Here is a 25512-nt window from a genome sequence, read left to right as displayed (position 1 = left end):
TATGAATAAAGATGATCTTCTTGATGCAGTTGTTATAGGTTCTGGTATTGGTGGCCTTGTTACAGCTTCCCAGCTTGCTTCAAAAGGAGCAAAAGTTTTAGTTTTAGAGCGATATACCATTCCTGGTGGTAGCGGAGGCTCCTTCTCTCGTAATGGCTATACGTTTGACGTGGGAGCCTCGATGATTTTTGGTTTTGGGGAAAAGGGCTTTACAAACCTTTTAACAAGGGCTTTATCAGCTGTTGATGAAGCATGTGAAACTTTTCCAGATCCTTCACAACTTGTTTACCACCTTCCTTCAGGTTTTGAATTGGAAGTTAGTAGAAACTATGAAATATTTATTTCAAATCTTATTCAGAGATTTCCTCATGAGGAGGATGGGATTCGCAAGTTTTATGGAATTTGTTGGAGTGTTTTTAATTGTTTGGACTCTATGCCTCTTTTATCTATTGAGGATCCATTGTACCTTGCAAAAGTTTTCTTTAAAGCGCCTTTAGCTTGCCTTGGACTAGCTAGATGGTTGCCAGTTAATGTTGGAGATGTTGCAAGACGATTTATAAAGGATCAAGTGCTTCTCAGATTTATAGATATTGAATGCTTTTGTTGGTCTGTAATGCCTGCTGATAGAACACCAATGATTAATGCGGGCATGGTATTTTCTGATCGTCATGCAGGAGGAATTAATTATCCAAAAGGAGGAGTTGGAGTGATCGCAGAAAAGCTAGTTAAAGGTTTAAGGGCTCACGGAGGTGAAATTCGCTATAAGTCAAGGGTGAAAAAGATAATAATCGAAGGCAAAAAAGCCCGAGGTGTTCAATTGTCAGACGGAGAGATTATTTATGCTAAAAAGATTGTATCAAATGCCACAAGATGGAATACTTTTGGCGGTGAAAAAGTACGAAATTCTTTAGTTGAGGAATCGCAAATACCAAAGTCAGAGATCTCCTGGAGACGTAACTATAAGCCTTCCTCTTCTTTCCTGTCTCTTCATTTGGGTGTCCAAAAATCCTTGATTCCTGATGATTTTCAATGCCATCATATTTTATTAGACTCCTGGAAGGAAATGGATGCAGAACAAGGTGTAGCTTTTGTTTCTATTCCAACTTTACTCGATTCAGAATTGGCTCCAGATAACTCTCACATAGTTCATGCTTTTACTCCTTCTTCAATGGAATTTTGGACCGATCTAAGCCCTTCTGATTATTCAGCCAAGAAACAACAAGATGCTTCTACTCTTATATCCAGATTGGAAAAGATTTTACCTGGCATTACAAATTCTATTGTCCACAAAGAGATTGGCTCCCCTCGAAGTCATCGACGTTTTTTAGGTCGACATCAAGGTAGCTATGGCCCTATACCATCTCGAAAATTATCTGGTCTTCTTCCAATGCCTTTTAATACTACTGGAGTAAAAGATCTTTTTTGTGTTGGTGATTCTTGTTTTCCTGGCCAAGGCCTTAATGCTGTAGCTTTTAGTGGTTTTGCGTGTGCTCATCGAATTGGTTCTGAACTTGGAATTAATGCTTGGAACCTGCCAACATAAACAGAATAAAAATTTTTTTAAGTATTACTTTTAGTGATTTAAATATAGATTATTTCGGTGAGTGATTTATATCAAAATCGATTTGACTTGGTTAGCAATCTTTTAGTTATGAACCTAAGGAATCAAGGCTAAAGCGATAACCTTGTTGTCTTACGGTTGTAATTCCTCCTCCTTCACCAAGTCCTGCCTGCTCGAGTTTTCTTCGTAAGGTTAAAACCTGTGTATCTACTGATCTAGGCCCTCCACTAAAAGGTGGCCAAGCCATTCGAAGAAGTTCTTGTCGACTTCTCACCATGCCTGGAGGCATTAATAAGGCACATAGTAGTGCAAATTCTCGTGGGCTTAATTCAACTGGCTTTTCTCTAAGAGTGACTTGTCTAAGTAATAGATGCACCTCTAGAGGACCAACTGTTACGCGCTCTTGAAGTCCTGTTCTTCCTTTCTTTAGCAAGGTTCTGCAGCGTGCGGCTAGTTCTTCAAGGCCAAAGGGTTTTCTCATCACGTCATCAGCACCTTGATCAAGCAATTCAACCAGCGCTTCCGACCCTGCTCTTGCGGTGAGAACAATTAGTGGACAGCCAATCTTCTGAGCTAGTCGTAATGCAGAACTCTTTGCGATCAATTCCGCCGAAACTAGTAGATCAGGCGTTTGATCTCTGCAAAGCCCAATAGCTTCATCAGTTGTGCTTACTGCAGCAGTGAGATGACCATCTTGCCTAAGTCGCTGAACTAAAACTGTTCTAAGTGTTGGATGAGGTTCCACAACAAGTACCTTTGCAGGGTCTTGGGGCGCTTCCTGCACTAGATACGATTGAGATTGTGAGGTGGTTGAGTGCTCCATTGATGGGAGTTCTTTAGGGATGGAGATCACTGTCAACAATATTGCCTTATTAAGCTAACCAAATTAGATGACGGTTTGTTGGCTTAGTTTGATTTAAATTGAGACCATGACATCTCTCAATCATCCTGACTCGATTAGACATTTCCAATCTCTTTGTGATGCTTGCCAAGAGTTGATCACTCGAAGGCATAGCGTATCGGAGCTTCGTCTTTATGCAGATGGATATATTCATGCTTTGAGGCGTTCTGAGAAGTTAAATCCTAGGGAACAAGAGAAGTTTGAGAGCCTAGTTGATCGCTGGATTCTTGACCCTTCAAGTTTTGTTGGTGTCGATGGTGACATGAGGAATTTGTTTGTCAAGAAGGAAAAAAAGTGGTGAGTATTTGCTGAAGCCTTTAGGAGGCGAGCGCAATTTCTAACTTTTCTTTAAGTTCACCAGAGTTATACATCTCTATCAAAATGTCCGAACCACCAAGAAATTCTCCTTTCACATATACCTGAGGGATGGTTGGCCAATTTGAATATTCCTTGATCCCTTGGCGGATTTCATCATCAGAGAGCACATCAAATGTTTCGAAACTCATTCCTAATGAATTTAGAATTTGCACCACATTGTTGGAAAAACCGCATTGGGGCATCAATTTTGTACCTTTCATGAAAACCATTATCTGATTGGAGTTGATAAGTTCCTTGATTCGATTTGTAGCATTTGATTCCATAGCGATTTTCCTTAAAGAGAATTGATTAAGAGGGTACTGAAGTGGTTAATGCGAGAGCATGAATAGCTTCGCTGGCAATTTCATTACTCAGGGCTTCATAAATTAGCTGGTGTTGACGCACCCTAGATAGTCCATCGAACTTTGATGAAATAACACTTACCTGTAGGTGGTCACCAGTACCACTAAGGTCTTCAATTGTGACTTGTGCTTTGGGTAAAACACGTTGAATCGCAGTCTTTACTTCTTCTGGAGTAACCATTTTTCAAGTGGTGGGTTTAATTAATTGATCTAGATAGATTGTTTGAAACTCTTTAACTAATTAAAGGACTTCCTATCAGCTGAAGAATAAGGAGTTTCAACGAACCCTAATTCTAAGAGACGCTGATAAGCTTTTTGTCCTTCTGGTTTTGCTGGGGACATAAGCCTTACTACTTCAACTAAAACTGGAACAGCAATTTCAGGTTGGTTTTGGCGACGAAAAAGGGCCGCAAGTCTAAGGTTTGTTTTAGCCAGTAGGCCTAGAACTCTTCTCCCTTTTGCATCCATTTCACGCGGTATACGTGCATCTAACCCCCGAAAAGCCCCACTTAGATCTCTATAGAACGAGAGTAGTTGTTTTGATGCAGATCTAGCTTGATCATAGTTTTTCTTAGCTTCTTCTAACTTGCCTGAAGAAGCAGCTGAGTCTCCTTTTTTGATTAGGGATTCAACTGCATCAGCATTAAAGCCAGCACTTTTCTGGGCTAATACTCTTGAGCTTGACAAGGGATTAGTCTCTGCAACAACGGAAGCAGAAGAGCAGCTTAGTGCTGTAAGTAGGGCGAAAATGGTAATCCTTATGCGATATCGCATTAATGGTTTAAGCAATATGAGCCAGACTTTATGCGATTTCTAGATTCTTCCAACAGCTTTAAGGGCAGCTTGTTCAGCTGCATGCATGCGTCGAGATAATTCTTTGTTGAAATACACCGCAGATTCTTTGTTTGAATTTTCTAATTGGAGTTTTTCTCCGAAGCAGATCGCTGCCTTTCCAAAAAGCTTTGGTATGGCATTGCTATAGCCAATGCCTATTGGAACTACAGGAACTTGAACCCCTTTACTTTGGGCCATCTTAACTAGCCTTGCTAGGCCAGGTTGAAGAGAAATCTGCTCATTCCTGCGTCTGATGTGGCCTTCTGGGAATAAAACTAGTTGATGACTGCTAGCCATCAAATCAATTGCATAGCGCAAGCTTTTCAAAGAAGGTTTGTTTTGATCTATTGGGAAACAGCCCAGCCTTTTTAGGAACCACCCTTGTAAACCTTTCATTTCGGTAATGGTGACCATGAAGCGACAGTCTCTACCAGTTACTCTTCGACCAGATGCCATTGGCAACATAAGTGCATCCCAACGTGCTCTATGAGTGGGAGCTAAGACAACTGGCCCAGTTTTTGGCAAAAGCTCTCTACCGATAACAATTCTTTCACGAAAATAGTTCCTCAGAAGCAAATCCTGAGTGAGGACCATTGCAAGTGGACTCCAAAACGGGTCTACTCCAAGACATAAGTTGGTTTCTCGGTTTGTCTGGGCCGAAGCCACGGGCGATAAATTTGCAATGCTATGAACCTAAAGGGCATTCAGGCGAGAGTACGTTTTTTTTGGGCAGTTGATTTTGCGGCTATCTGTAAAAGATTGGATAAAAGGTAATTGTGTGATTTCCTAATTAAAATATCCTTTAATTCGTTTTTATTATGGCTAGTCTCGGAGTCAATATTGATCATATCGCCAATGTTCGTGAGGCTCGTAAAACAGTCGAGCCTGACCCTGTCCCAATGGCATTGTTGGCAGAATTAGGAGGTGCAGATGGCATCACAGTCCATTTGAGAGAGGACCGTAGACATATACAAGATCGAGATTTGGAACTACTACGTCAAACGGTTAGAAGTCGCCTCAATCTTGAGATGGCTGCTACTTCTGAAATGCTTGCAATTGCTTTAAAGATTTCTCCAGACATGGTGACTTTGGTGCCCGAAAAACGTGAGGAGGTAACTACCGAAGGGGGTCTGGATGTTGTTAATCAGCAGTCTCATCTTTCAGAGATGATTAATGAATTGAAATTAGAGTCAATCCCAGTGAGCTTATTTATAGATCCGTTATCTCCTCAAATTGAGGCGTCTTCAAAGGTGGGAGCGAATTGGATAGAGCTTCATACGGGAAGTTATGCAGAAGCAAGTTGGCAGAATCGACAATTACAGCTTTCTAGGCTTATAGAGGCAACAGCTAGAGCAACTTGCTTGGGCCTTAGGGTTAATTCGGGTCATGGATTGACATATCAAAATGTAGAACCAATCGCTTCCATAAAGGATATGGAAGAGTTGAATATTGGCCATTCTATTATTTCTAGAGCATTGGCTGTTGGGCTTAGACAGGCAGTAAGAGAAATGAAGGATTTGATTAGAAATCCTAGAAATAGTAATTCATTAGGCTAACCACTTAAAATTACTGTTTCAAGCTGAATAGATTAGCGTGATTATCTACCAAGACTTTCTAGACATTTCTTATATTAAGCAATAGACGTCTTCTTAGCATGAATAATATTTTGAGTTTATATCTTAGTTTGGAATCGGTGTATTTATGTTTGTGCAAAATATTATCATATGGAGAAATCAGCATTAATATTGGGCTTAAAAGCTAGTAAACCGGTGACACAACTTTGTTAAAAGTCTTTCGAGGGAATCGGATTGAATGGCTAGCAAAAGTTCTTGGGGAGGAGCTTCGGTTAAACCCTCCAAGCCCATTCGATTCAATTGATGTGGTTGTAAGCACTTGGCCAACTAGTCGATGGCTTGGTGAGCAACTTGCAACTGTTAATGGCATTACTGCTCAGGTGCGATTCCCTTTCCCGGGCTCATTTTTGAAGAAGCTTGTTGGCATTATTCTTGGAGCTGACCCTGATATAGATGATCCTTGGAGGCCTAGTCAACTTGTTTGGTATTTGTTAGAGGTATTACCAAATTTTCTTGAGAAGGATGAAGCAGAACCTTTACGAAACTTGTTGGGTAGAAATCCTTCTTTGTCAGGCCAATTGAATAAGGATGAATGGACACTCGTTTATAAGATTTCTAAGGCGTTTGATGATTACGCAATTTATCGCCCTGGCTTAATTCAAGATTGGCTTGAAGGTAGGAATTCTTATGTAAAAGCCTATAAGGATCTTCCAGAATCGATGCAATGGCAACCATCATTAATTCGTTTGCTTGGTAAGGAAATTTCGGCAGAACCTTTTGGAATAAATGCTAGAAAGGCAATCTTCAAGATTCGTAGAGGAGAGGTTGCTTCTTTTGAGTTGCCTAAAGTTCTTCGTTTCTTCGCGATAAGTAGCCTCTCTCAAGTTCAAATTGAATTTATACAGGCCTTGTCTGGGTTGATAGATGTACACATGTATATTTTGACTCCATGCTCAGATCTTTGGCAGAGATTGAGAACCAGGCGAGACAAGCTTGGTCTTTCTTGGATAAACCCTTTTGATGGAGAATGGTTGTTAGAAGAACCGAGATTAGAGGGTTTTCTTGGTCGTATGGGTGCTGAGTTTCAGCAACTAGTTGAAGGGACTGGAGAGAGCCAATTAGGTGAATGCTATACAGAAAATTTGTTTGCTGCACCAGCAAATATTTCTATAGCTGCAGGACATGAGCCATCTTTATTGGAACAATTACAGCAACAGTTGGTTGAGCCAGCTTTAGCTTCGGAACTGAAGAGAAACCCTAAAGATAATTCTCTTCAGTTTTTTAGTTGTCCTGGAAAATTTCGTGAAGTTCAGCTTATCCGTGATCAAATTATTCAGTGGTTTGCGGCTGACGTAAGCCTGCAACCTCGTGATGTTTTGATAATGACTCCTCAAGTTGAGTCTTTCGCTCCTCTTATCTCTTCTATATTTAATGATATTGGTGCGACAGGGGTAAATATTCCTTGGCGAATAACTGATAGAAGTCAATTAGATACTCCAGGTTTGATAAAAGCAATGTTGGATCTTTTGCAATTGGCAAGTGGAAGATTGACGGCATCTTCCCTTCAGGAATTGCTTTCAAATCCTGCTATTCAGAAACGGCATGGTTTGGATCAGGAAGAAGTTTTCAATATCACCAAGGCCCTACAGCTCACAGGATTTAGGTGGGGCCTTGATGAAGAAGAGCGTGGTGGTGATGAAACTCACAGTCTTAATTGGTGCTTAGAACGTTGGTTGTTGGGATTAGTTTTCTCATCAAATGCCTCAATTGCTCCTGGTGGTTTGGCACCATTCTCTGAGGGATTGGATCCATCTCAACTGATGAGCTGGTGGGACCTGCTTTCAAAGCTCTCTAATCAAATAAAAGATTTACGTCTTCCACGAGTTTGTTCTGAATGGGTTGGGTTGCTTAAGTCTCTTTTGGATGAAAATTTTAGCGAGGCTGAAAGTTGGCATTGGGAGAGAGAAAGCTTTCTGACTGCCCTTAATGATTGGCTTAATTGTGCAAGAGAATGTCCTCTTTTACTTGACTCAGGAGTCGTTTTAGATTTATTAGCTGATTCTCTTGCACTTCATAGTGGCAGATTTGGTCATCGAAGTGGCGCATTGACTATTAGTGCATTGGAACCGATGAGAGCTATCCCCCATCGGGTGATTGTTCTTATGGGATTAGATGCCAATTTTTTTCCAAGACCTTCGCGAAGATCGGCTTTTCATCTTTTAGAGCAAGAAAGGAATCTTGGCGATCCAAGTGGTAGTGACCAAGATCGCTATGCTCTTTTAGAGGCTTTAATGTCGTCAAGGCAGCATCTTCTGATCACGTGGAATGGGAGAGAGGAGCGAACGGGCGAGTATCTTCCTCCATCAAATCCTGTTCAACAAATGATTTCTCAGTTGAAGAAAGAGCTTGGGCCTCTTTCTTTTGAAGGTCTTTTATTACAGCATTCCCCAAACCCTCTAAGTCGTGAAAATTTCGTCTCATCCAATAATCGTCCTCCTGTCAGTTGTGATCGACGTTATCTAGACGCGAGGCTTTTGTTGGATAGCTGCTCTTCTGTTCCTCAAAAGTCATTCGCAGTTCCATTGGAATGGAAGAAACCTGATTTAAGTGTCTCAAAAGAAGTGCCAATTAATATTTTGCATAGGTGGTTAAGTGCTCCTCAACGTATTTGGCTAGAGCATTTAGAATTAAGGCCAGGCGAATGGATTGACCCTATAGAAGATTTGGATTCTGTTTCTTTAGAGGAATGGCAAAGACAAACCTTATTTACTGAATACCTTGACCATTGCTTTGATCAAATCGAATCCAATGATATACAAATAGTAGATCTAAATATGTCTTTGTCGAGATGGGAGGAGAGGTTTGTTGGACAGGGTAAATTACCTTATGGAGCTTCTGGAAAACTAGAGATAAGACAACTTTTCTCTAGATTTAAGAATTTGGAGGAAACTATTTCTACAATAGGTAAATGCACTATTAGGACTTTAGATTTAGGAGATATTCGTAAGAAGACTTTATGGGCTGGAGAAAATATGTTAATCATTCAACCGGGTAGGATTACATCGAAATGTATAATGGAAACGTGGATAAACCATCTCCATATTTGTAGTGGCGAATTCAGTTCTCCATCAACATATATAGTCTCAAGAAGTTTATCTTCATTAAAGAAAGATGAATTTGATTTGAGCATTAAATTCTCACCTATTTCGCCTTCAGAAGCCTTTGAAATGATTAGAGGAATCAAAACCTTAGCTTCGATTTATATACATGAGTGTTGGCCTGTTCCTCCTGAGAGTGGTTGGGAATATTCAATTTCAGAGAACAAGCTTTGTGGAACTGGCTTTATTGCATTTGAAAAAAAATGGAAAGGTGGCTTTATGCATAAAGGTGAATCTAAGAGGGCAGAGATGCGTTTATGCTTTGGGGATAGTTGTGAAGCCTCTGACCTTTTTGAGATAGAGGGTTTTATAGATGCAATGTCATTTCTTTATCAGCCAATAATTGATAACATTAACTCCTGAAATTTTTTGTATTCTTTTGAACTCTCAAAGATATATAAGGATTTATAATTGTCTAAATAAGAAGACGATTGTTGAACTTTTACTGTTAAGTACATTAAGTTGTAAGCTCTAAGGCCCTATAATGTTTTAATTGCTACATGCTTGATTAGTAGCTTTGGTAATATAAAATCCAAGTAAAAGGTTTGAAATTATTTTGGCTTCTTTCGAAAAGGTTTATCTAAAACCCGCTCCCAACAAATGGATTAGGCAAACTTCAATTGATGCAGGTAGGCGTTCGTCGGTTGTTGTCTTTGCGACTAATTGCCCTATGCAAATTGATAGGAAAGCGAACTTTAAGGCACCTAAAAGCTAACATTTTTGTCTTGTAATGTATCTTTTTTGGATTTTCTTGGTAAATAGTGATTGAATGAAACTTCAAAAAATTGGTTTTTGCTTCTTTTTATTTATTGTTCATGCGTAGCTTCTTTGACCAGTTCGGCTCCTTTGATTTTCGTAGTGCATTTTCAGGATGGAAGATTTCTTGGCAAGGCTTCATTGATAACTCTCAGGGTGAATGGTTTTTAGTAATTCAATTAATTCTCGTATTAGCTCATCTTTTTCCTGCCTGGCCGGTTTTTATTGACCTTAATCTATTTTTGTTGCTCTTTTTGAGGATTTTTGGTTCTGTACTTTTCTTTTTTGGATTTTTTAGAGCGTTGACATCATTTCTGAGATTGGGCTCAAGTCTTTCACCGTTCCCGGAACCGAAATCAGGCGCAAGTCTTGTTACTGAAGGGATTTATAGTCGTTGTCGCCATCCTCTTTATCAGGCTTTATTGCTTTGTTCAATAGGAGTCTGTATTTTTCTAGCGAGCTTGTTTCATCTACTTTTATTTTTGATTTTTGCAATTATTTTGCGAGCTAAAGCTTTGAGGGAAGAAGCTCGGCTCAAATTGATCCATACAAATTATGTTAAATATATGGCCAAGACACCAGCTATAATAAAAGGTCTAATATTTTTAGATTGGAGATTTTGAGTACTAATGGTGAGTATTTATTTCGAAGTGTTGTTGCTAATGAAATATTTTTCTTAGTGCAAAAAGATATTAAATTCAATTCTTTTAATTTCCAGGTGACTGATTGAATAAATTGGTCTCGAAAAAATACTTCTGCCTGGAAACCTCTTTATGCTTGTTATGCAATGTGTTCCTATATGCAGTCCAGCAGTTTTTGCAGGTTCAATCTCTTGATCCCTAATAGTTTTGTGGATACCAGTAATGGATGATCTTAGATGTCGTTCAGAAGTTCGATTTGAGCCAAATGAATACCCTTTAGGCCAAGGCTTAAGGCTTCTTGAGGCAAGTGCAGGTACAGGTAAAACTTTTGCTTTAGCTCATTTAGTTTTGCGCCTGGTCACCGAGAGGACAGTTAACATTAAGGAAATTCTTGTTGTCACCTTTACAGAGGCAGCAGCAGCAGAGTTAAAAGCCAGGATTTGTAATCGCCTTGAACAGGCTTTAGAAGGTCTTGAGTCTTTTGAGGGTGGAATTGATTACACCTACCCAGATGAAGTCCTTAAGGTATGGTTGGAGACAAGTCGTAAAAATACGTCTCAAAGAATCTCATATATACAGCTTCTACTTGAGGCTTTGGAAGGCCTTGATTTTGTTGATATAACTACTATTCATGGTTTCTGTAGCCGTACTTTGCAAAAAGACGCACTGTATAGCTCTGCTGGTGTCGATCCCGTTCTTGAGGGGGATGGACAAGAAATTATTTTTGAGGTAGTTAACGACTACTGGAATCAGAAGATTCTTACTTTGGACCCAGATGATCTTAGAGGCTTTTATGATGCTGGTTTAAATATAGACACGCTATCAGAATCGCTACTGAGATTAGATAATGACCCAAGTATGACTTTAAATGATGATGATTTAACTTTCAATAATTCTTGTCAATTTGAAGTTGAGTTCAAAGATTATTTAGAAACTTGCTTGAAAAATTTTCTTGATCTTTGGCGCTTAGAAGGGCAAAAATTAGAAGAGGATCTATGCCGTCAAGCTCAAGAATGGCGAAGTCTTGGATGCGATAATACAAAACCCTTTAGTTCTAAACCTAGAAAGAATAGATTTGAGATCGTAAATAACTGGGCAGAAACCTTTTTTGAGAACAGAGATCTTGATCAAAGAGGCTTAGATATCTCCTATGGATTTATAAGGGACCAAACCTTATTAAGGAATTATTTCCACCCTGCAATTTTTTGTGATACTGCGCGTAGGTGTGGGGAAGACTTTCCTAAACTTATTCATCCACTTTTACAGAAATCTATAAGTGCATTAGTTGATTCTCCTGCTGAAAAGGTATGGACTCATTCTCTTCACTTCTGTCTAAAGACTCTTGAGGAACGTCGTCATCGTCAAGGGGTTATTTCCTATGGAGGTCTCCTTAGAGCTGTTGAGAATGGTTTAAGGGACTCATTTACCTGCAATCCTGAAATAAAGAAGCAGAACAAATGGTTAAAGACTATTCAACTAAGGTATAAGGTTGCTTTGATAGATGAGTTTCAAGATACGGACCCTCTTCAATGGCAAATTCTTAGAAGGTTATTTGGGACAAGCCAAGATCATCTTTTGTTGATGGTCGGCGATCCCAAGCAGGCAATTTATAGGTTTCGAGGAGGTGATTTGAATGTTTATTTAGAGGCTAGAGCTAATGTAGATCGTATAGATGTTCTATTGGATAATTTTCGTGCAACGCCTACTTTGATGAGTGGATTGAATTGCTTTATGGCTAATGGCCTTAGAGTTTCAAACCTCCCGATACCTTCATTAAACTCTTGTGGTAAAGATGATCCTATTCGACTGAATAAAGGTGAGTACCCTCTCCAGTTGATTACTCTAGAGAGTTTTGATTCAGGAAAAAATAACCTTTCTTCAAAATTGCTGTCAAAAACCAGAATTGAAGAATTTATTCCAGAGGTTGTTGCAAATTCTGTTTTAGATCTTTTGGATCGACATAAAGGCGAACTTAAGCCTGATGATTTTTGTATTTTGGTGAGTCGTCATGATCAGGCTAGCGCTATTCGATCAGCAATGTCTTCAGTTGGATTGCCAACACGACTTGTAAGCAGTGGCGATGTCTTTCAAACCGAAGGTGCTGAGTTGCTTCAATGTTTCATGGATTGTATTGCTAAACCAACTGATACAGCTTGCCTTCGACTTTTAGCTTGCTCAGCATTGTTCCAATGGAATGTTTCCAGATTAGAGGCTTCCGAAATGAGCGGAGAATTAGATGAATTGGCTGAGAGGTTTTCTGATCTTTCCCAGAACTTCTCACACTTAGGACTTCTTGGCTGCTTAGCAGATAGTCTTAAGGGACAGACTATTGCTAATCTTTCGGAACAAGGGCGTTTGTTGGGGGATTTACAGCAATGCGCACAACTTGTACAAGAGAATATACATTCAAGATCATTAGATCCGTTAAGTGCAGCTATATGGTTTAGGCGTGAACGTCTACAACCAAAAGCCCATATTCCTGATAATCGACAGCCTCATAGTGATCTTGCGGACAAAGCTGTTTCTGTTGTCACTGTTCATAGGAGCAAGGGGCTTGAGTACAGAGTGGTTTTATGTCCTTATTTATGGCAAGCTCCTCCTCACGAAAGGAATCCTCTTTTACGAGACGCCGAAGGACCTTGCTGGAGACTGGCTTTAAGTCATGGGTGGGGTCAAGGAAGGATTATTTCTCAACAAAATAGTATCGCTTCGATACAAGAAGCAGAGAGAATTGCATATGTTGCAATGACTAGAGCTCGATCGATGTTGATTTTGTTTTGGGCTCGTGGATTAGGTCAGGATGACAATCCCTTGAAGAATTTCTTGCATAGTCCATGTGATAACAAAGCATCTAATGAGAAACTTTCTATTGCTCAGATGAGAGCATGGCTACTTACTAATAAGGTCCCAATTACTATCTATGAAGCACGGGCGAATTATCACAATAGACGATGGGTAGATCAGGAAATTAAAGGGGAACTTTCCTTGGGACCGATACCTTCTAAAAGTCTAGATACAAGTTGGGGCCGGAGTAGTTATTCCGCTTGGATCTCTGGAAAGGATAGTGTTGTCAATGCAGAATCTCTTGATCCTTTTGTCATAGAAGTCGGGCGTGATACTCAACAAGAGAAGTCTGACTTGTCAGACTCTTTTGAGTTAATGGATGACGTTCTAGAGAACTCTTGTAAAAGTGAATGGTCAACAAAAGGACCTCTTTTTGATTTTCCGAGAGGTGCTGTACCAGGGGATTGTTTACATCGGATTCTGGAAAAGGTAGATTTTTGTCGCGCATTGGATGCTTCGTCAACTGCTCAATTGATAACCACAGAACTCTCAAGAGCAGGGCTAGAGAAGGAACTCTTGTCTTCTGTCCAAAATGGTTTGGAAATGGTTTTCAATACTCCTTTGGGTGGCCCCTTAGGAGGGTTGAAATTTAAACATTTGACTAAGAAGAGGCGAATTCATGAAATGAGTTTCGATCTTCCAATAGCGCAAAATGGCAAACTGGTGAGTTCAGATGATTTGGCTGATGCTTTTAGGCAGGGTTCATCTGCTCGGTTTTCAACTAATTATGCTGATATCCTTTCTAAACTACAAATCTCTAGCAAAGGGTTTTTTACTGGATCTATAGATCTTGTTTTTACAGATAACGATGATTTAGCTAAAGCTCGATGGTGGGTTGTCGATTGGAAAAGCAATTGGATTGGCGAAAGGGATGGAGAAGGTAATTGTCAAGCATGTGGTCCATTTCATTACACCAATACTGCGATGGAGAAGCAAATGCTTCGTCATCATTATCCATTACAAGCCAATTTGTATTTGGTTGCCCTCCATCGATTTCTTCGATGGAGGCTCCCAAGCTATGTTCCATTGAGACACCTTGGTGGATATATCTATGCTTTTATTAGAGGCATGCCTGGAGAGGTGGCGGTTTCTAAGCAAAGTCCAAACAATTTTATCCCTGGGTTAATTGTTGAAACAACTTCTCTAGAGCGAGTCTTGGCTTTAGATCGATTGCTTGAACAGGGAGGGAGATGAGCCTTTTCGATTTCGATTCTTGGTCTCCAAGATTGGCTAGTGCTACCTACAAGCTACTTTTAAAACGTTTGCCCCCAAAGGTGAGATCATCCCATCTAGAAGACATCGTAGATGTTTTGATCTATTCTCTCTCTAATGGCGAATTGTTTTTTGACTTAACTTCTGATTACCCAAATTGTGAGTTGAGACAACCTGGTTGGCCTGAGACACATCTAAAGGCTTTGCGCGAAAGTGGTTGGATCGATGGAGATTTAGCGCCAATAGTGTTAAGTAAGTCTCGACTTAGTTGGAATAGATGCCATGAGGATTTGAAAGTTGTCTTGGATGAACTTTTAAGGAGATCTCAGGGATCAAAAAAACTTTCATCAGAAATTCTTTCAATTGATTTTGATTTGCCATCTGGACTTAATGAGGAGCAAGCCAGAGCTGTTGCAGCAATTGATGACCATGGTCTTCTGTTAATTAGTGGGGGTCCAGGTACTGGAAAAACGAGTACTATTGTCCAAATAATTGCAAGGGCAATAACACTACGTCCCGATTCCAAAGTAGTTGTATCAGCCCCCACAGGTAAGGCAGCTAGGCGTCTACAGGAATCTATGCAGAAAAACATTGAGAGACTTGATTCGCTGCAGAGGGAAAAACTTTATAAACTTCCTTGTATAACTCTCCATCGTCTGCTTGAGGCTAGCAGCGAAGGTTTTCGTAGAAACAAGAGAAACCCACTGGCTATTGACTTGTTAATCGTAGACGAGATGTCGATGGTTGATTTAAGCCTTATGAGTGTCTTGTTAATGGCTTTGCCTTCTAAATGTCAACTGGTTCTTGTTGGTGACCCTGACCAATTACCTCCTGTTGGAGGTGGTTCGATTTGGCATTTACTTCAGTCTGAGGCTTTCAAAAATTATCATGATTGTTCTGTTCATTTTCATCATGTATATAGAAATAAGGGAGCCTTAAGCTATTTAAGTAATCTTCTTCGCAAGGAAGGTTTATCTTCATTTTGGAAAGGAATTATTGATTCGTCTCAGTCATCTAATTTCTCTTTGCACAATTCTCAACTTAATGGGATACCCTCTCATCTATCTAGCCAATTAGAGGCTTATAGCTATCAGTTGAGCAAATTATCGGGGGAATTGGTAGCTAAGCAATTCAAGCACGATATTCCCACAATCATTACAAGACCAGACACCTTAACCATTGCTTCTCAGCTTTTTGATGTTTTGGATGAATATATGGTGTTATGTCCTCGACGCAGTGGGGTATGGGGTATAGATCACGTTCACCAAAGTTTTTTAGGGAAGAAATTTGGGTTAGGAGTTATGTATTGGCCTCAGGGATTTCCTGTAATGTGTTGTGAAAATCAGCCAGAGATAGCTCTTGCAAACGGAGATATTGGGCTAGTTATTGGCGACGGGAAAAGACGACGTATTTTGTTTAGGGTTTCTATTGATGAGGTAGGGGGATCCATTATTTTAATAAATCCTTCCCGGATAAAGGCTTTAGAGCCAGCAATGGCTTTGACAATTCATAAATCTCAAGGAAGTGAGGCCAAAAATGTTTTTGTTTTATGGCCAGAAGAATTTCAGGTTGCTCAGTCTCAGATAAATACATCAAAGAACACCAATCAAGAATATGAGATGAGATTGTTATATACAGCTATAACTAGGGCCAGTGATCACGTTGATTTATTTATGCCAATTGGTAAAGATGGCTGAGAAAACTTTTTATCAATTTATTTAAATCGAAAATTTACTTTGTCAATCAGGTTGGTACAGCATTCTTTTGCTTGGAATTCTAATGAGTGGTAGGCCTCGGGTGATAAAGTCAAAAGGAACCTTTAAAGCAAAGGCAAAGCAACACTGCGGGTTTTCTGCCGATTGGGAGTTGCTGGCCTGATTTGAAGGATTAATCAGGCTAATGATTTCTAGTCATGACTAATGCAAAACCGCATGAGGGATCCTCGTGCACTGAGGACATAAGTGCGTCTAAGATCCTGTCTCTAGAGGATGAGATTTCAGTTGACGAAAAACGGCCAGATTTAAAAAGTTCTGACCAAAGCCCCTCCAAAGAAATAGAGGGCTCTGTTCAAGGTGACGATAAATCTATTTTTGAGACAGGTTTTGATGGGTTTGGTTTTAGCAGTACTCTTTTGAAAACCCTCTTAGAAAAAGGGTACAAGAACCCATCTCCTATTCAGAGAGCGGCTATTCCTGAGCTAATGCTGGGCCGTGATTTAGTTGGCCAGGCTCAAACTGGTACAGGAAAAACAGCAGCCTTTGCGTTACCTTTAATTGAAAGGCTTCAGGAGCATCAAGTTAGTCCACAAGCATTAGTTCTTGCTCCCACTCGTGAGCTTGCATTGCAGGTCGCAGATTCTTTTAGAGCCTATGCAGTTGGGCATAAGCACTTAAAAATTCTTGCTGTTTATGGAGGTGCAGACTTTCGCTTTCAAATTAATTCTCTCAGAAAGGGTGTAGATGTTGTAGTAGGTACACCCGGAAGGGTAATGGATCACATTCGTCAAAAGACTTTTGATACTTCTAATTTGAAGAGTTTGATCCTTGATGAAGCTGATGAAATGCTGCGTATGGGATTTATTGATGACGTCGAGTGGATCCTTGAACAGTTACCTTCAGAGCGACAAATGGTTCTCTTTTCAGCAACCATGCCTACTGAGATTCGTCGGCTATCTAAGAGATATTTAAATGCACCTGCTGAAATTACGATTAAAACGAAAGCCCAGGAAGCTCGTCGAATTCGCCATCGTTGTATAACTATTCACAATAGTCGTAAGCTGGAGGCTCTTAAAAGGGTTTTGGAGTCTTTTGTAGGAGAGGGAGTCATTGTGTTTGCACGTACTAAGGTGATTACTCTTGATGTGGCAGAGTCTTTAGAGGCTTCCGGACATGAAGTAGCCGTTTTGAATGGAGATGTGCCTCAAAATCAACGAGAACGTACAGTTGAAAGTTTAAAAAATGGCCGAGTTAATGTTTTAGTGGCGACAGATGTTGCCGCTAGAGGCCTTGACGTTGATCGGGTTGGTCTAGTCGTTAACTATGACATACCTTTTGATAGTGAGGCTTATGTGCATCGAATTGGACGAACAGGAAGGGCTGGACGAAAAGGAGAAGCAATTCTTTTCATTAACCCAAGAGAAAGACGCTTCGTAAGCACCCTGGAAAGAGCTGTTGGACAGCCTATTGAGGCCATGGGAATTCCCAGTAATTCAGAGATTAATGAAAGCCGTGTTAATCGTTTGAGAGAACGACTCACTTTGACCTCCAAAACACTTGACTCCAGTAATGAAGAAACTGAGCTTCTGAAAGAAATCCTTTCAGGCTTAGCAAAAGAGGAAAACCTTAATTTAGAAGATATTGCACTTGCAGCTCTTAAACTTGGTATAGGACCTGATTCTTTGCTTTTTGATGGTGACGAAAGATGGATAGATGAACCATTACCTAGAGGCCGACGTGTTGATCGTCGACAGGATCGTCATGGTTCAGGTAGACGTCAGGATAGGAACGCAAGGCCTCCTGAGGAAAACATGGAACGTTTTAGGGTCGAGGTGGGTCATAGAGATCATGTGAAACCTGGTAATTTGGTAGGTGCAATAGCGAATGAATCAGGTTTACATGGAAGAAAGATAGGAAGGATACAGATTTTCGATACGCATAGTTTTGTGGACCTTCCAAAGGGGATGCCAGAAGATGTTTTTAAAATTTTGAAGAAGCTAAAGGTTATGAATCGAGAGTTGCAAATACAACGGACCAGCTAGGCCTCCTTCTTATCCGTGATCAAAAGGCTTAGTAGTTTGGTTAAGAGAAGTTTTTGAAAATTTTTTGCTGGATTTTCTCAAGAACTAGTTCACTCTAGTTGAGTAGTTCATTAGAAGATGAACTCTTTTTTTGCAGCAAACAGAGATTTTTTCCTGCTTTCAGGAAAGATTTTTGACTTTTTAATTATTAATTATTTGTTTTTTGAACTTCTTTTATTTCCCTTTAGGTAGCTTTGTTGAGTAAAGTGTTTTTGTACATAGGCCCTGAATGGCTCGCTCCCTAGGCTTCAGCTAATAAGCTATTGCATCAAAGGACTTTCCTTTTTGGACCAACGTTTCACAGATCAATCCTCATCGGTCCAATTAGGCAATGACCATTTACATAGGCAATTTGTCCTTCCAGGCAGAACAAGAAGACCTGATCCACCTTTTCAGTCAATATGGTGAGATTAAGCAATGCAGCCTCCCTTTAGATAGGGAGACGGGTCGCAAACGTGGTTTTGCGTTTGTTGAAATGGATAACGACGCTGATGAACAAAAAGCAATTGATGATCTTCAGGACGTTGAGTGGATGGGGAGAATGATAAGAGTCAATAAAGCAACACCTCGTGAACGATCATCTGGAGGGAGAGGAGGCCCGAGCTGAAAAAAAAACTATCTCCTCTAAGAAATTAAACTGCCTTAATATATATTGTTAGCATTTTGATTTACTTAGTTTAAACTTGTGAGAATTTACTATTCGTCTTAGAAGAAATTTTCAAATCTGAGTATTGAGGACATTGTTTAAGCGATTAGTGTATGTAAACAGGCTCAGAGAATTAATCTATTTGAGGATTGCATCACTTAGTAGTAAGAGTATTCTTCAATAAACTAAGTTGTATATACTTATGCATTATCTTGATCAAAATGATCTTTTTCGAGAATGGAGTTAGTTTCTGATGTCTTCACGGGCTAGATTAAGAAAAAGTTCTTTAAGAAGATTAATCGATAGCCTTAGAAGTAGGCATAGATTAATTGTTGCTGCGGCAAGTTGTTCTGTTCTGAATAAGTTTTTTGATCTCGCTCCACCAGTAATTATTGGATTGGCCGTTGATGTTGTAGCAATGGATCAGAATTCATGGCTATCTAAAATCGGATATGAAACTGTACCTGCTCAATTAATATTTTTGGCTATACTTTCTTTCTTGATTTGGAGTGCAGAGTCTTTTTTTGAATATTTATATGGAGTCCTTTGGAGAAATTTGGCTCAAGTTGCACAACATAATTTAAGGCTAAAGGCTTACGGACATCTTCAGAAACTTGAGATGGCTTTTTTCGAATGCGGCAGCACTGGCCAAATCATGGCCGTTCTTAATGATGATATTAACCAGTTGGAAAGATTCCTTGATCATGGAGCCAATCAAATTCTTCAATTAATTACAACGGTTGTTCTAGTTGGAGGGGCCATGGCAGTTCTGGCACCTGGGATAGCATTTCTGTCATTTATTCCGATACCCATAATCTTATTTGGATCTATTTATTTTCAAAGGCTCTTATCACCAAGATATAGAGAAGTTCGAGAAAAAGTAGGTGATCTAGCGGCTCGATTGAGTAATAATCTTGGTGGAATACTTACTATAAAGAGTTTTGCTACTGAAGATTGGGAGTTGGAACGTATGCGTATAGATAGTGAGGCTTATAAACATAGTAATGCGAAGGCAATAAGGCTTTCGGCGGCTTTTATTCCACTTATTAGATTCGCTATCTTATTTGCATTTCTAGTGATCCTGATATTAGGTGGACTTCAGGCTTGGCAGGGAAAAATCGGGGTTGGAGCATATAGTTTTCTGGTCTTTATTACACAAAGGCTGCTTTGGCCTCTTACTACCCTTGGCCAGACATTGGATGAGTATCAACGCTCTATGGCCTCTACGAATAGAGTCTTAGATTTAATTGATACACCAATAAAAATATTAGGTGGTCTAAAGAGACTTTCTCCTGAAAAGATTAAGGGAAGGATTAGATTTGAGAATGTATGTTTTCAATATCAAAATAGAGATCCTTTGCTTAATAATTTTAATTTAGAAATACCAGCGGGTAAAACTTATGGAATTGTGGGTAATACTGGATCAGGAAAGAGTACATTGGTTAAACTAATGCTTCTTCTTTACTCACTAAACTCCGGCAATATCTATCTTGATGATATGTCTATAGATTCCTTAAATCTAACTGATTTGCGGAAGTGTTTTGCTTTAGTTAGTCAAGAGGTATATCTTTTTTATGGAACAGTTGCGGATAATATTTCATATGGAAGTCAAGAAGCAGGTCATGATGAAATTGTTAGAGCTTCGGAACTTTCTGAAGCCAAGGAATTTATTGAGGCTTTGCCACAAGGCTTTAATACTTTAGTTGGTGAAAGAGGTCAGCGTTTATCGGGTGGGCAACGCCAACGAATTGCTTTAGCTAGGGCAATTCTTAAAGATTCACCAATACTGATATTGGATGAAGCAACAGCCTCTGTGGATAATGAAACGGAAGCTGCCATACAACGATCTTTAGAGAAAATAACAAGGGGAAGAACAACTATAGTAATAGCTCATAGGCTAAGTACTGTAAGGCATGCAGACGCAATTATTGTTATGGATAAAGGGCGCATTGTTGAGCAGGGTACGCATGATGAGTTGATAAAAGAAGGTGGTTTTTATTCTGATTTATGGAGGATTCAAGCTGGTCTAAGAGTTGACGATAAAATTTTATTTTAAAAATGATTGACGTAAAAAATATTCCAAGATAAGGATTTATAATTAATCCTATTAATCTGTTAATTTATTTTTTAGGATCAAGATTCTATTAACGAGAATTTAATTTAGTTTTCGACTTCTAGATTAAGAAAGTAAGTGATGTGACAACTGTTTCAAATAAATTCTTTACTCGTAACCATCTAGTTTCATTTGTACTTGTTGCAAGTGTATATAGGGTGCCCCTGTCAATGACGACAGTTGCGAGTTCATGCCGGTCTCTATTTTGTAGATGAACTATGTATTCCAGGTCGTAGAAAGTATGGTCATTATTGTCTCTTGCTTTTGCCTCGACCAACTCAATTTCTCTACCTGTTCCCTCGGGTGCGATTACGTTATTAAATATCGCTACGCCAACTGAATCAGGATCTCCCAGTTTTGACAGATCTATCGATTCATCGACTTTTGAGACGACGAGACTCAATGTTTCATCGCTGTTGATTAGATCATGAAAAACGACTTGGGGGCCATCGTTTACAGCTACCCTTGTCCATCCAGTCGGGTATAGAAAAGCGTAGCGTCCATCGGGGCTTTGGAAAGATTCCATTCCACCTGTATTGCTATTACAGGCAACTAGCAATATGGCGAGAAAAAAAGCAAACAAGAATCGTGATGAGGTTCGGAGAAAATTCACCATTGATTTCGCTAGAGGTCTATCCATTCTGCCGGAGATCCTAAATGTTGACTTCTTAGTAAGATAAATGCCTAGTCCAATTATTTGCTTTTTTGTTCTGAGCGGTTTTACGCGCCCACTTGCCCGCCTGATTGATCAATTTGAGCGGTTACCTGGGATAGGCCCTAGGACAGCTCAAAGACTTGCGCTTTATTTGTTAAGGCAACCCGAAGAGAAAACCAGAAGTTTTGCTGATGCATTGCTTGCTGCAAGGTCTCAGGTGGGACAGTGTCAAAGGTGTTTTCATTTGAGCTCAGAACCGCTTTGCGAAATATGTAAAAGCTCATCCAGGAAGAATGATTTGCTATGTGTAATTGCTGACTCCAGAGACTTACTTGCCTTAGAACGTACTAGAGAGTACAAAGGCTTTTATCATGTTCTTGGAGGATTAATTTCCCCTTTAGATGGCGTTGGTCCAGAAATGTTAATGATTTCAAGTCTTGTTAGAAGGGTTGATCAAGAAGGAATTGCTGAGGTAATACTTGCGTTACCTCCAAGTGTTGAAGGCGACACTACCAGTCTTTATCTTTCAAAATTGATCAAACCTTTTGCGAAAGTCAGTCGTATTGCATATGGGCTTCCTATGGGAAGTGAATTGGAATATGCTGATGAAGTAACTCTTGCTCGCGCTCTTGAAGGGCGAACAGCTATGGAATGAAGGAACAACGAAACGATGTCTATCGGCCGCAAAGAAACTCGCTATAGCCATATTCTTCCAAGCGAGAAGTTGCCTCTATGGTTAAGAAGATCTATTGGCAGAGTTTCAGAGTTAGAAAGAGTTGATTCTCTAGTGAAGGAATCTCGCCTGCATACCATATGTGAAGAAGGAAGATGTCCCAATAGAGCCGAGTGTTATTCCGCAGGAACCGCTACTTTTTTGCTTGGTGGATCTATTTGCACGAGAAGTTGTGCTTTTTGCCAAGTGGAAAAAGGAACCCCTCCTCAAAAGATCGATCCTTTAGAGGCCGAGCGAGTCGCGAAAGCTGTCATTAAGTTAGGCCTTCGGTATGTAGTTCTTACCTCTGTTGCTAGAGATGATTTGCAAGATCATGGTGCAAGTCTTTTCACAAGTACGATAGCCGCTATTCGCAGGTCTAATCCTCTTATTGCCATTGAGGTTTTGACTCCAGATTTTTGGGGTGGGACTTCTGATTTCTTTATGGCTACAAGGAAACAGAAAGAACGTCTGAAAATTGTTTTATCTGCTAAACCGGTTTGCTTTAATCACAATCTTGAAACGGTACAGCGACTACAAGGGGAGGTTAGAAGGGGCGCTACGTATGAGCATTCATTATCTTTATTGAAATATGCAAAAGAAATTGCGCCTCAAATACCTACAAAGTCAGGCTTGATGCTAGGCCTTGGCGAAGAATTTGAGGAGGTTATTCAAACACTCAAAGATCTTCGTGAAGTTGACTGTCAGAGGGTGACTTTCGGACAGTATTTAAGGCCTTCATTGGCACATATTCCAGTTTATCGCTATTGGACACCAGATGAATTTTCCTCTTTAAGGGAGATTGCTATTCAGTTAGGCTTTTCTAAGGTTAGTAGTGGTCCTTTGGTACGAAGTAGTTATCATGCAGAGTATGGCGAAAAGTAAGGCTAAATAGCAATGATAGATTCTCCTGAGTTCAACAAACGTCGAAGACTTCTTTCGTAAACCAATTTGCATTCTCCTGTCATAAGAGTTCCTGCACCTCCCCAAACCATTCTAATCGGAAGGTCTGATGGACTTGAGCCAACTTGCCTTGTTTTGCTGAAACCTCTTTGCCTGAAATACCTAACTAGTTTTGTGTGATGATTTTCTTCGTCTCTAATTGCGAGTAAGCGAGCTTTGCGACATGGGGTCTGTTCAATCGCCCATGCCATTGTTGCCGCCCAAATAAGGTCACCAATTCCAGTTTTTGAGTTTGGAGAAACTCTCATTGTGTCTAGCTGCAATCCATTCTCCCCTTTATAGGCCCACGCCTTCATCTCTCCAAGAATTCTGATGCGCTCTTCTGAGATTTTTTCTGCCACGACAAGTCTTAATGACCATAAGTTTAGAGGTCTTTGAACTTGTAGACGAAGAAGGAGGTCTTGCTTTGCAGCGTGTCTTTCTAATTCTGCTAATGATGTTGTAGTTAAATTCATTTCATTGATTTAGAGTTGACCACCTTGTATGTGGTTTTGCTTTTCATATTGGCGTTGACGCTCTGCAAAACGTTTTCTGTCAGATTCATTAAATAGATCTTTACATTGATGACATTGAACTCCAGGTATGTAGCATTCTTTCTTCAAATCCTCAGGTGCTAGTGGAAATCCACAAGCATGGCATAACTTGTACCTTCCAGGCCCAAGATCATGGTTTAGAGATACTCTTTGGTCAAATACATAACACTCACCCTGCCAACGGGATTGGTTGTTGGGAACCTCTTCTAGGTAACGAAGAATGCCACCTTTTAAATGATGGATGTGAGTGAAACCTTCTTGGATTAAATATGAACTAGCTTTTTCGCACCGGATCCCGCCAGTGCAGAACATTGCGATTCTTTTAGGTTTATTTTCTTTGAGAAAAGAGGCGAGATGATTTTTCACCCATTTTGGAAATTCTCTAAAGTTGTCTGTATGTGGGTTTAAAGCATTTTGAAAGGTTCCAATTCCTATTTCATATTCATTTCTGGTGTCAATTAGAAGTGTTGATGGATCATCTATAAGTTCATTCCATTTAGAGGGCAAAACATATTTCCCAACTGCAATTAGGGGGTTAACCTCAGGGATCCCCATCGTAACAATCTCCTTTTTTCTACGTACTCTTAGCCGTTTAAAAGCGAATTCATTTGACCAACTAAATTTCTTATCTAACTTCTTCTCAGGAAGATTAGACTCAAGTTTCTCAAATAATTTCTTTACTCCACTTTCAGATCCACATATAGTTCCGTTTATGCCTTCTTCGGCAAGAAGAATAGTGCCTTTTATCTGATATAGGTCTCCGAACTCCTTTGCCTCTCTGAGTATCAGGTTAATTTCCTCATCTGACAAAGGTGTGAATTTATAGAATGCTGCTATTAGGTACAAACTCTTGTGGCTTTTTTCTGTAGATGAGAGCACTATTTCTATCGACTGATTTTTGTGTTTACTCCAGCTTGAGAAAGTAGCTCACGATCGCTTCCGATGTCAGGATTTCCGGTTGTAAGGAGTTTGTCACCATAAAAAATTGAGTTTGCGCCTGCTTGAAGACAAAGGATTTGGGCCTCTTTTCCTAGCTGTTGTCTACCAGCGCTAAGTCTAATTTTGCTTTTAGGCATAAGGATTCTTGCTGTGGCAACCATGCGAACCATTTCTAATGGTTCTACTTTTGATTGATGTTCTAAAGGTGTGCCTTCAACTGCTACAAGGGAATTGATAGGAACGCTTTCAGGGTGTGGATCTAATGAAGCTAGCACTTTCAATAGAGATGCTCGGTCTGAAATTGTTTCACCCATACCTATGATCCCTCCGCAGCAAATATTTATTCCTGCTCTTCGAATTCTTGCCAAAGTATCAAGTCTTTCTTGATAAGTGCGCGTAGTAATTATTTCACCATAGTTCTCTGGACTTGTATCTAGATTGTGGTTGTAAGCGGTTAAACCAGCTTCTGCTAGGCGAGAAGCTTGTCGCTCAGTAACCATTCCTGCAGTTACACAGGCCTCCAGTCCAAGGGACTTAACTCCACGAATCATGCTGAGCATTTCTTCAAACTTTTCCCCATCTCTTATTTCTCGCCATGCCCATCCCATGCAGAACCGATCTGCACCAGAATCTTTGGCTGTTTTAGCTTGTCTAAGTACTGAATCAACTTCTAGGTCGGGCTGACCAGATACGTCGCTACTGTTATGTATCGATTGAGGGCAATAAGAGCAATCCTCTTGACATCCACCGGTTTTGACACTCAGTAGTGACGCTAGTTGTACTTGATAGCCTGGATTTGCTTTTCTGTGGACATTCTGAGCTTTCCAAAGAAGATCAATTAGTGGTCTTTCTAATAGTTCTTTTATTTCATCAAGAGTCCAGTCATGACGTTGGATGATTTCATTGGATTTAGCAACTTCTTTTGTAGACACTTTCTTTCAGGGTTTTAGTTAGA

The 25512-nt window shown here is 39.9% G+C and carries 21 protein-coding genes; 12 read left to right on the top strand and 9 right to left on the bottom strand.

Going from position 1 to position 25512, the window contains the following annotated elements; genetic code table 11:
- Position 1 precedes the first annotated feature (1 nt).
- Positions 2 to 1543 carry a carotenoid isomerase gene (gene crtH, locus SOI84_RS02635; RefSeq protein WP_320674866.1) on the top strand — a complete coding sequence of 514 codons (1542 nt, stop codon included), beginning with the start codon at positions 2 to 4 and terminating at the stop codon, positions 1541 to 1543.
- Positions 1544 to 1649: 106 nt separating this feature from the next.
- On the opposite strand, the gene SOI84_RS02630 is transcribed toward crtH, so the two are convergent.
- Positions 1650 to 2384 carry a response regulator transcription factor gene (locus tag SOI84_RS02630; RefSeq protein WP_320675331.1) on the bottom strand — a complete coding sequence of 245 codons (735 nt, stop codon included), beginning with the start codon at positions 2382 to 2384 and terminating at the stop codon, positions 1650 to 1652.
- Positions 2385 to 2490: 106 nt separating this feature from the next.
- Between SOI84_RS02630 and SOI84_RS02625 the strand changes: the two genes are divergently transcribed.
- A complete protein-coding gene (locus SOI84_RS02625) occupies positions 2491 to 2763 on the top strand; it encodes a DUF6761 family protein (protein ID WP_320674865.1) in 273 nt (90 codons plus the stop codon).
- 16 nt (positions 2764 to 2779) lie between these two features.
- On the opposite strand, the gene grxD is transcribed toward SOI84_RS02625, so the two are convergent.
- From grxD to SOI84_RS02605, 4 genes are read right to left on the bottom strand one after another with little or no spacing between them, the layout of a single operon-like run.
- Positions 2780 to 3103: a Grx4 family monothiol glutaredoxin gene (gene grxD, locus SOI84_RS02620; protein ID WP_320674864.1), complete on the bottom strand. Its 324-nt coding sequence runs from the start codon at positions 3101 to 3103 to the stop codon at positions 2780 to 2782.
- Between the two features lie 25 nt (positions 3104 to 3128).
- Positions 3129 to 3362 carry a BolA/IbaG family iron-sulfur metabolism protein gene (locus tag SOI84_RS02615; RefSeq protein ID WP_320674863.1) on the bottom strand — a complete coding sequence of 78 codons (234 nt, stop codon included), beginning with the start codon at positions 3360 to 3362 and terminating at the stop codon, positions 3129 to 3131.
- Positions 3363 to 3418: 56 nt separating this feature from the next.
- Entirely contained in the window at positions 3419 to 3955 is a 537-nt protein-coding gene (locus SOI84_RS02610) for a hypothetical protein (RefSeq protein WP_320674862.1), read from the bottom strand.
- 39 nt (positions 3956 to 3994) lie between these two features.
- The gene (locus tag SOI84_RS02605; protein WP_320674861.1) at positions 3995 to 4681 is read right to left on the bottom strand and encodes a lysophospholipid acyltransferase family protein; all 687 of its coding nucleotides are present in this window, start codon (positions 4679 to 4681) and stop codon (positions 3995 to 3997) included.
- 152 nt (positions 4682 to 4833) lie between these two features.
- Here SOI84_RS02605 and SOI84_RS02600 point away from each other — a divergent pair, with 152 nt between their 5' ends.
- From SOI84_RS02600 to SOI84_RS02565, 8 genes are all read left to right on the top strand, one after another.
- Positions 4834 to 5571, top strand: a complete 738-nt coding sequence (locus SOI84_RS02600) for a pyridoxine 5'-phosphate synthase (RefSeq protein WP_320674860.1) — start codon at positions 4834 to 4836, stop codon at positions 5569 to 5571.
- Between the two features lie 224 nt (positions 5572 to 5795).
- Positions 5796 to 9110 (top strand): exodeoxyribonuclease V subunit gamma, encoded by a 3315-nt coding sequence (locus SOI84_RS02595; protein WP_320674859.1) that lies wholly within the window; start codon positions 5796 to 5798, stop codon positions 9108 to 9110.
- A gap of 452 nt (positions 9111 to 9562) precedes the next feature.
- Positions 9563 to 10126 (top strand): methyltransferase family protein, encoded by a 564-nt coding sequence (locus tag SOI84_RS02590; RefSeq protein ID WP_320674858.1) that lies wholly within the window; start codon positions 9563 to 9565, stop codon positions 10124 to 10126.
- A 225-nt stretch (positions 10127 to 10351) separates the two neighbouring features.
- Complete coding sequence (locus SOI84_RS02585) at positions 10352 to 14182, top strand: UvrD-helicase domain-containing protein (protein ID WP_320674857.1); 3831 nt, start codon at positions 10352 to 10354, stop codon at positions 14180 to 14182.
- Positions 14179 to 15897, top strand: a complete 1719-nt coding sequence (locus tag SOI84_RS02580) for an ATP-dependent DNA helicase (protein WP_320674856.1) — start codon at positions 14179 to 14181, stop codon at positions 15895 to 15897. Before SOI84_RS02585 ends, SOI84_RS02580 begins: the two co-directional genes overlap by 4 nt.
- Before the next feature lie 215 nt (positions 15898 to 16112).
- Positions 16113 to 17957: a DEAD/DEAH box helicase gene (locus SOI84_RS02575; protein ID WP_320674855.1), complete on the top strand. Its 1845-nt coding sequence runs from the start codon at positions 16113 to 16115 to the stop codon at positions 17955 to 17957.
- A 370-nt stretch (positions 17958 to 18327) separates the two neighbouring features.
- A complete protein-coding gene (locus SOI84_RS02570) occupies positions 18328 to 18603 on the top strand; it encodes an RNA-binding protein (RefSeq protein WP_320674854.1) in 276 nt (91 codons plus the stop codon).
- Between the two features lie 292 nt (positions 18604 to 18895).
- The gene (locus tag SOI84_RS02565; RefSeq protein ID WP_320674853.1) at positions 18896 to 20698 is read left to right on the top strand and encodes an ABC transporter ATP-binding protein; all 1803 of its coding nucleotides are present in this window, start codon (positions 18896 to 18898) and stop codon (positions 20696 to 20698) included.
- Between the two features lie 118 nt (positions 20699 to 20816).
- Here SOI84_RS02565 and psbP read toward each other — a convergent pair whose 3' ends face one another.
- On the bottom strand, positions 20817 to 21371 hold the full coding sequence (gene psbP, locus SOI84_RS02560; RefSeq protein WP_320674852.1) for a photosystem II reaction center PsbP: 555 nt from the start codon (positions 21369 to 21371) through the stop codon (positions 20817 to 20819).
- A gap of 64 nt (positions 21372 to 21435) precedes the next feature.
- Between psbP and recR the strand changes: the two genes are divergently transcribed.
- Entirely contained in the window at positions 21436 to 22065 is a 630-nt protein-coding gene (gene recR, locus SOI84_RS02555) for a recombination mediator RecR (RefSeq protein ID WP_320674850.1), read from the top strand.
- Positions 22066 to 22080: 15 nt separating this feature from the next.
- Entirely contained in the window at positions 22081 to 23007 is a 927-nt protein-coding gene (gene lipA, locus SOI84_RS02550; RefSeq protein ID WP_320674849.1) for a lipoyl synthase, read from the top strand.
- A 2-nt stretch (positions 23008 to 23009) separates the two neighbouring features.
- Here the strand turns inward: lipA and SOI84_RS02545 are convergent, their stop codons facing one another.
- From SOI84_RS02545 to bioB, 3 genes are read right to left on the bottom strand one after another with little or no spacing between them, the layout of a single operon-like run.
- Complete coding sequence (locus SOI84_RS02545; RefSeq protein WP_320674848.1) at positions 23010 to 23540, bottom strand: hypothetical protein; 531 nt, start codon at positions 23538 to 23540, stop codon at positions 23010 to 23012.
- 9 nt (positions 23541 to 23549) lie between these two features.
- Complete coding sequence (locus tag SOI84_RS02540; RefSeq protein WP_320674847.1) at positions 23550 to 24497, bottom strand: rhodanese-related sulfurtransferase; 948 nt, start codon at positions 24495 to 24497, stop codon at positions 23550 to 23552.
- 5 nt (positions 24498 to 24502) lie between these two features.
- A complete protein-coding gene (bioB, locus tag SOI84_RS02535) occupies positions 24503 to 25489 on the bottom strand; it encodes a biotin synthase BioB (RefSeq protein WP_320674845.1) in 987 nt (328 codons plus the stop codon).
- Between the last annotated feature and the right edge of the window lie 23 nt (positions 25490 to 25512).

Source organism: Prochlorococcus sp. MIT 1341, assembly GCF_034092415.1.
Lineage (GTDB): Bacteria > Cyanobacteriota > Cyanobacteriia > PCC-6307 > Cyanobiaceae > AG-363-P08.
This window is presented reverse-complemented; position numbering and strand designations above follow the sequence as displayed.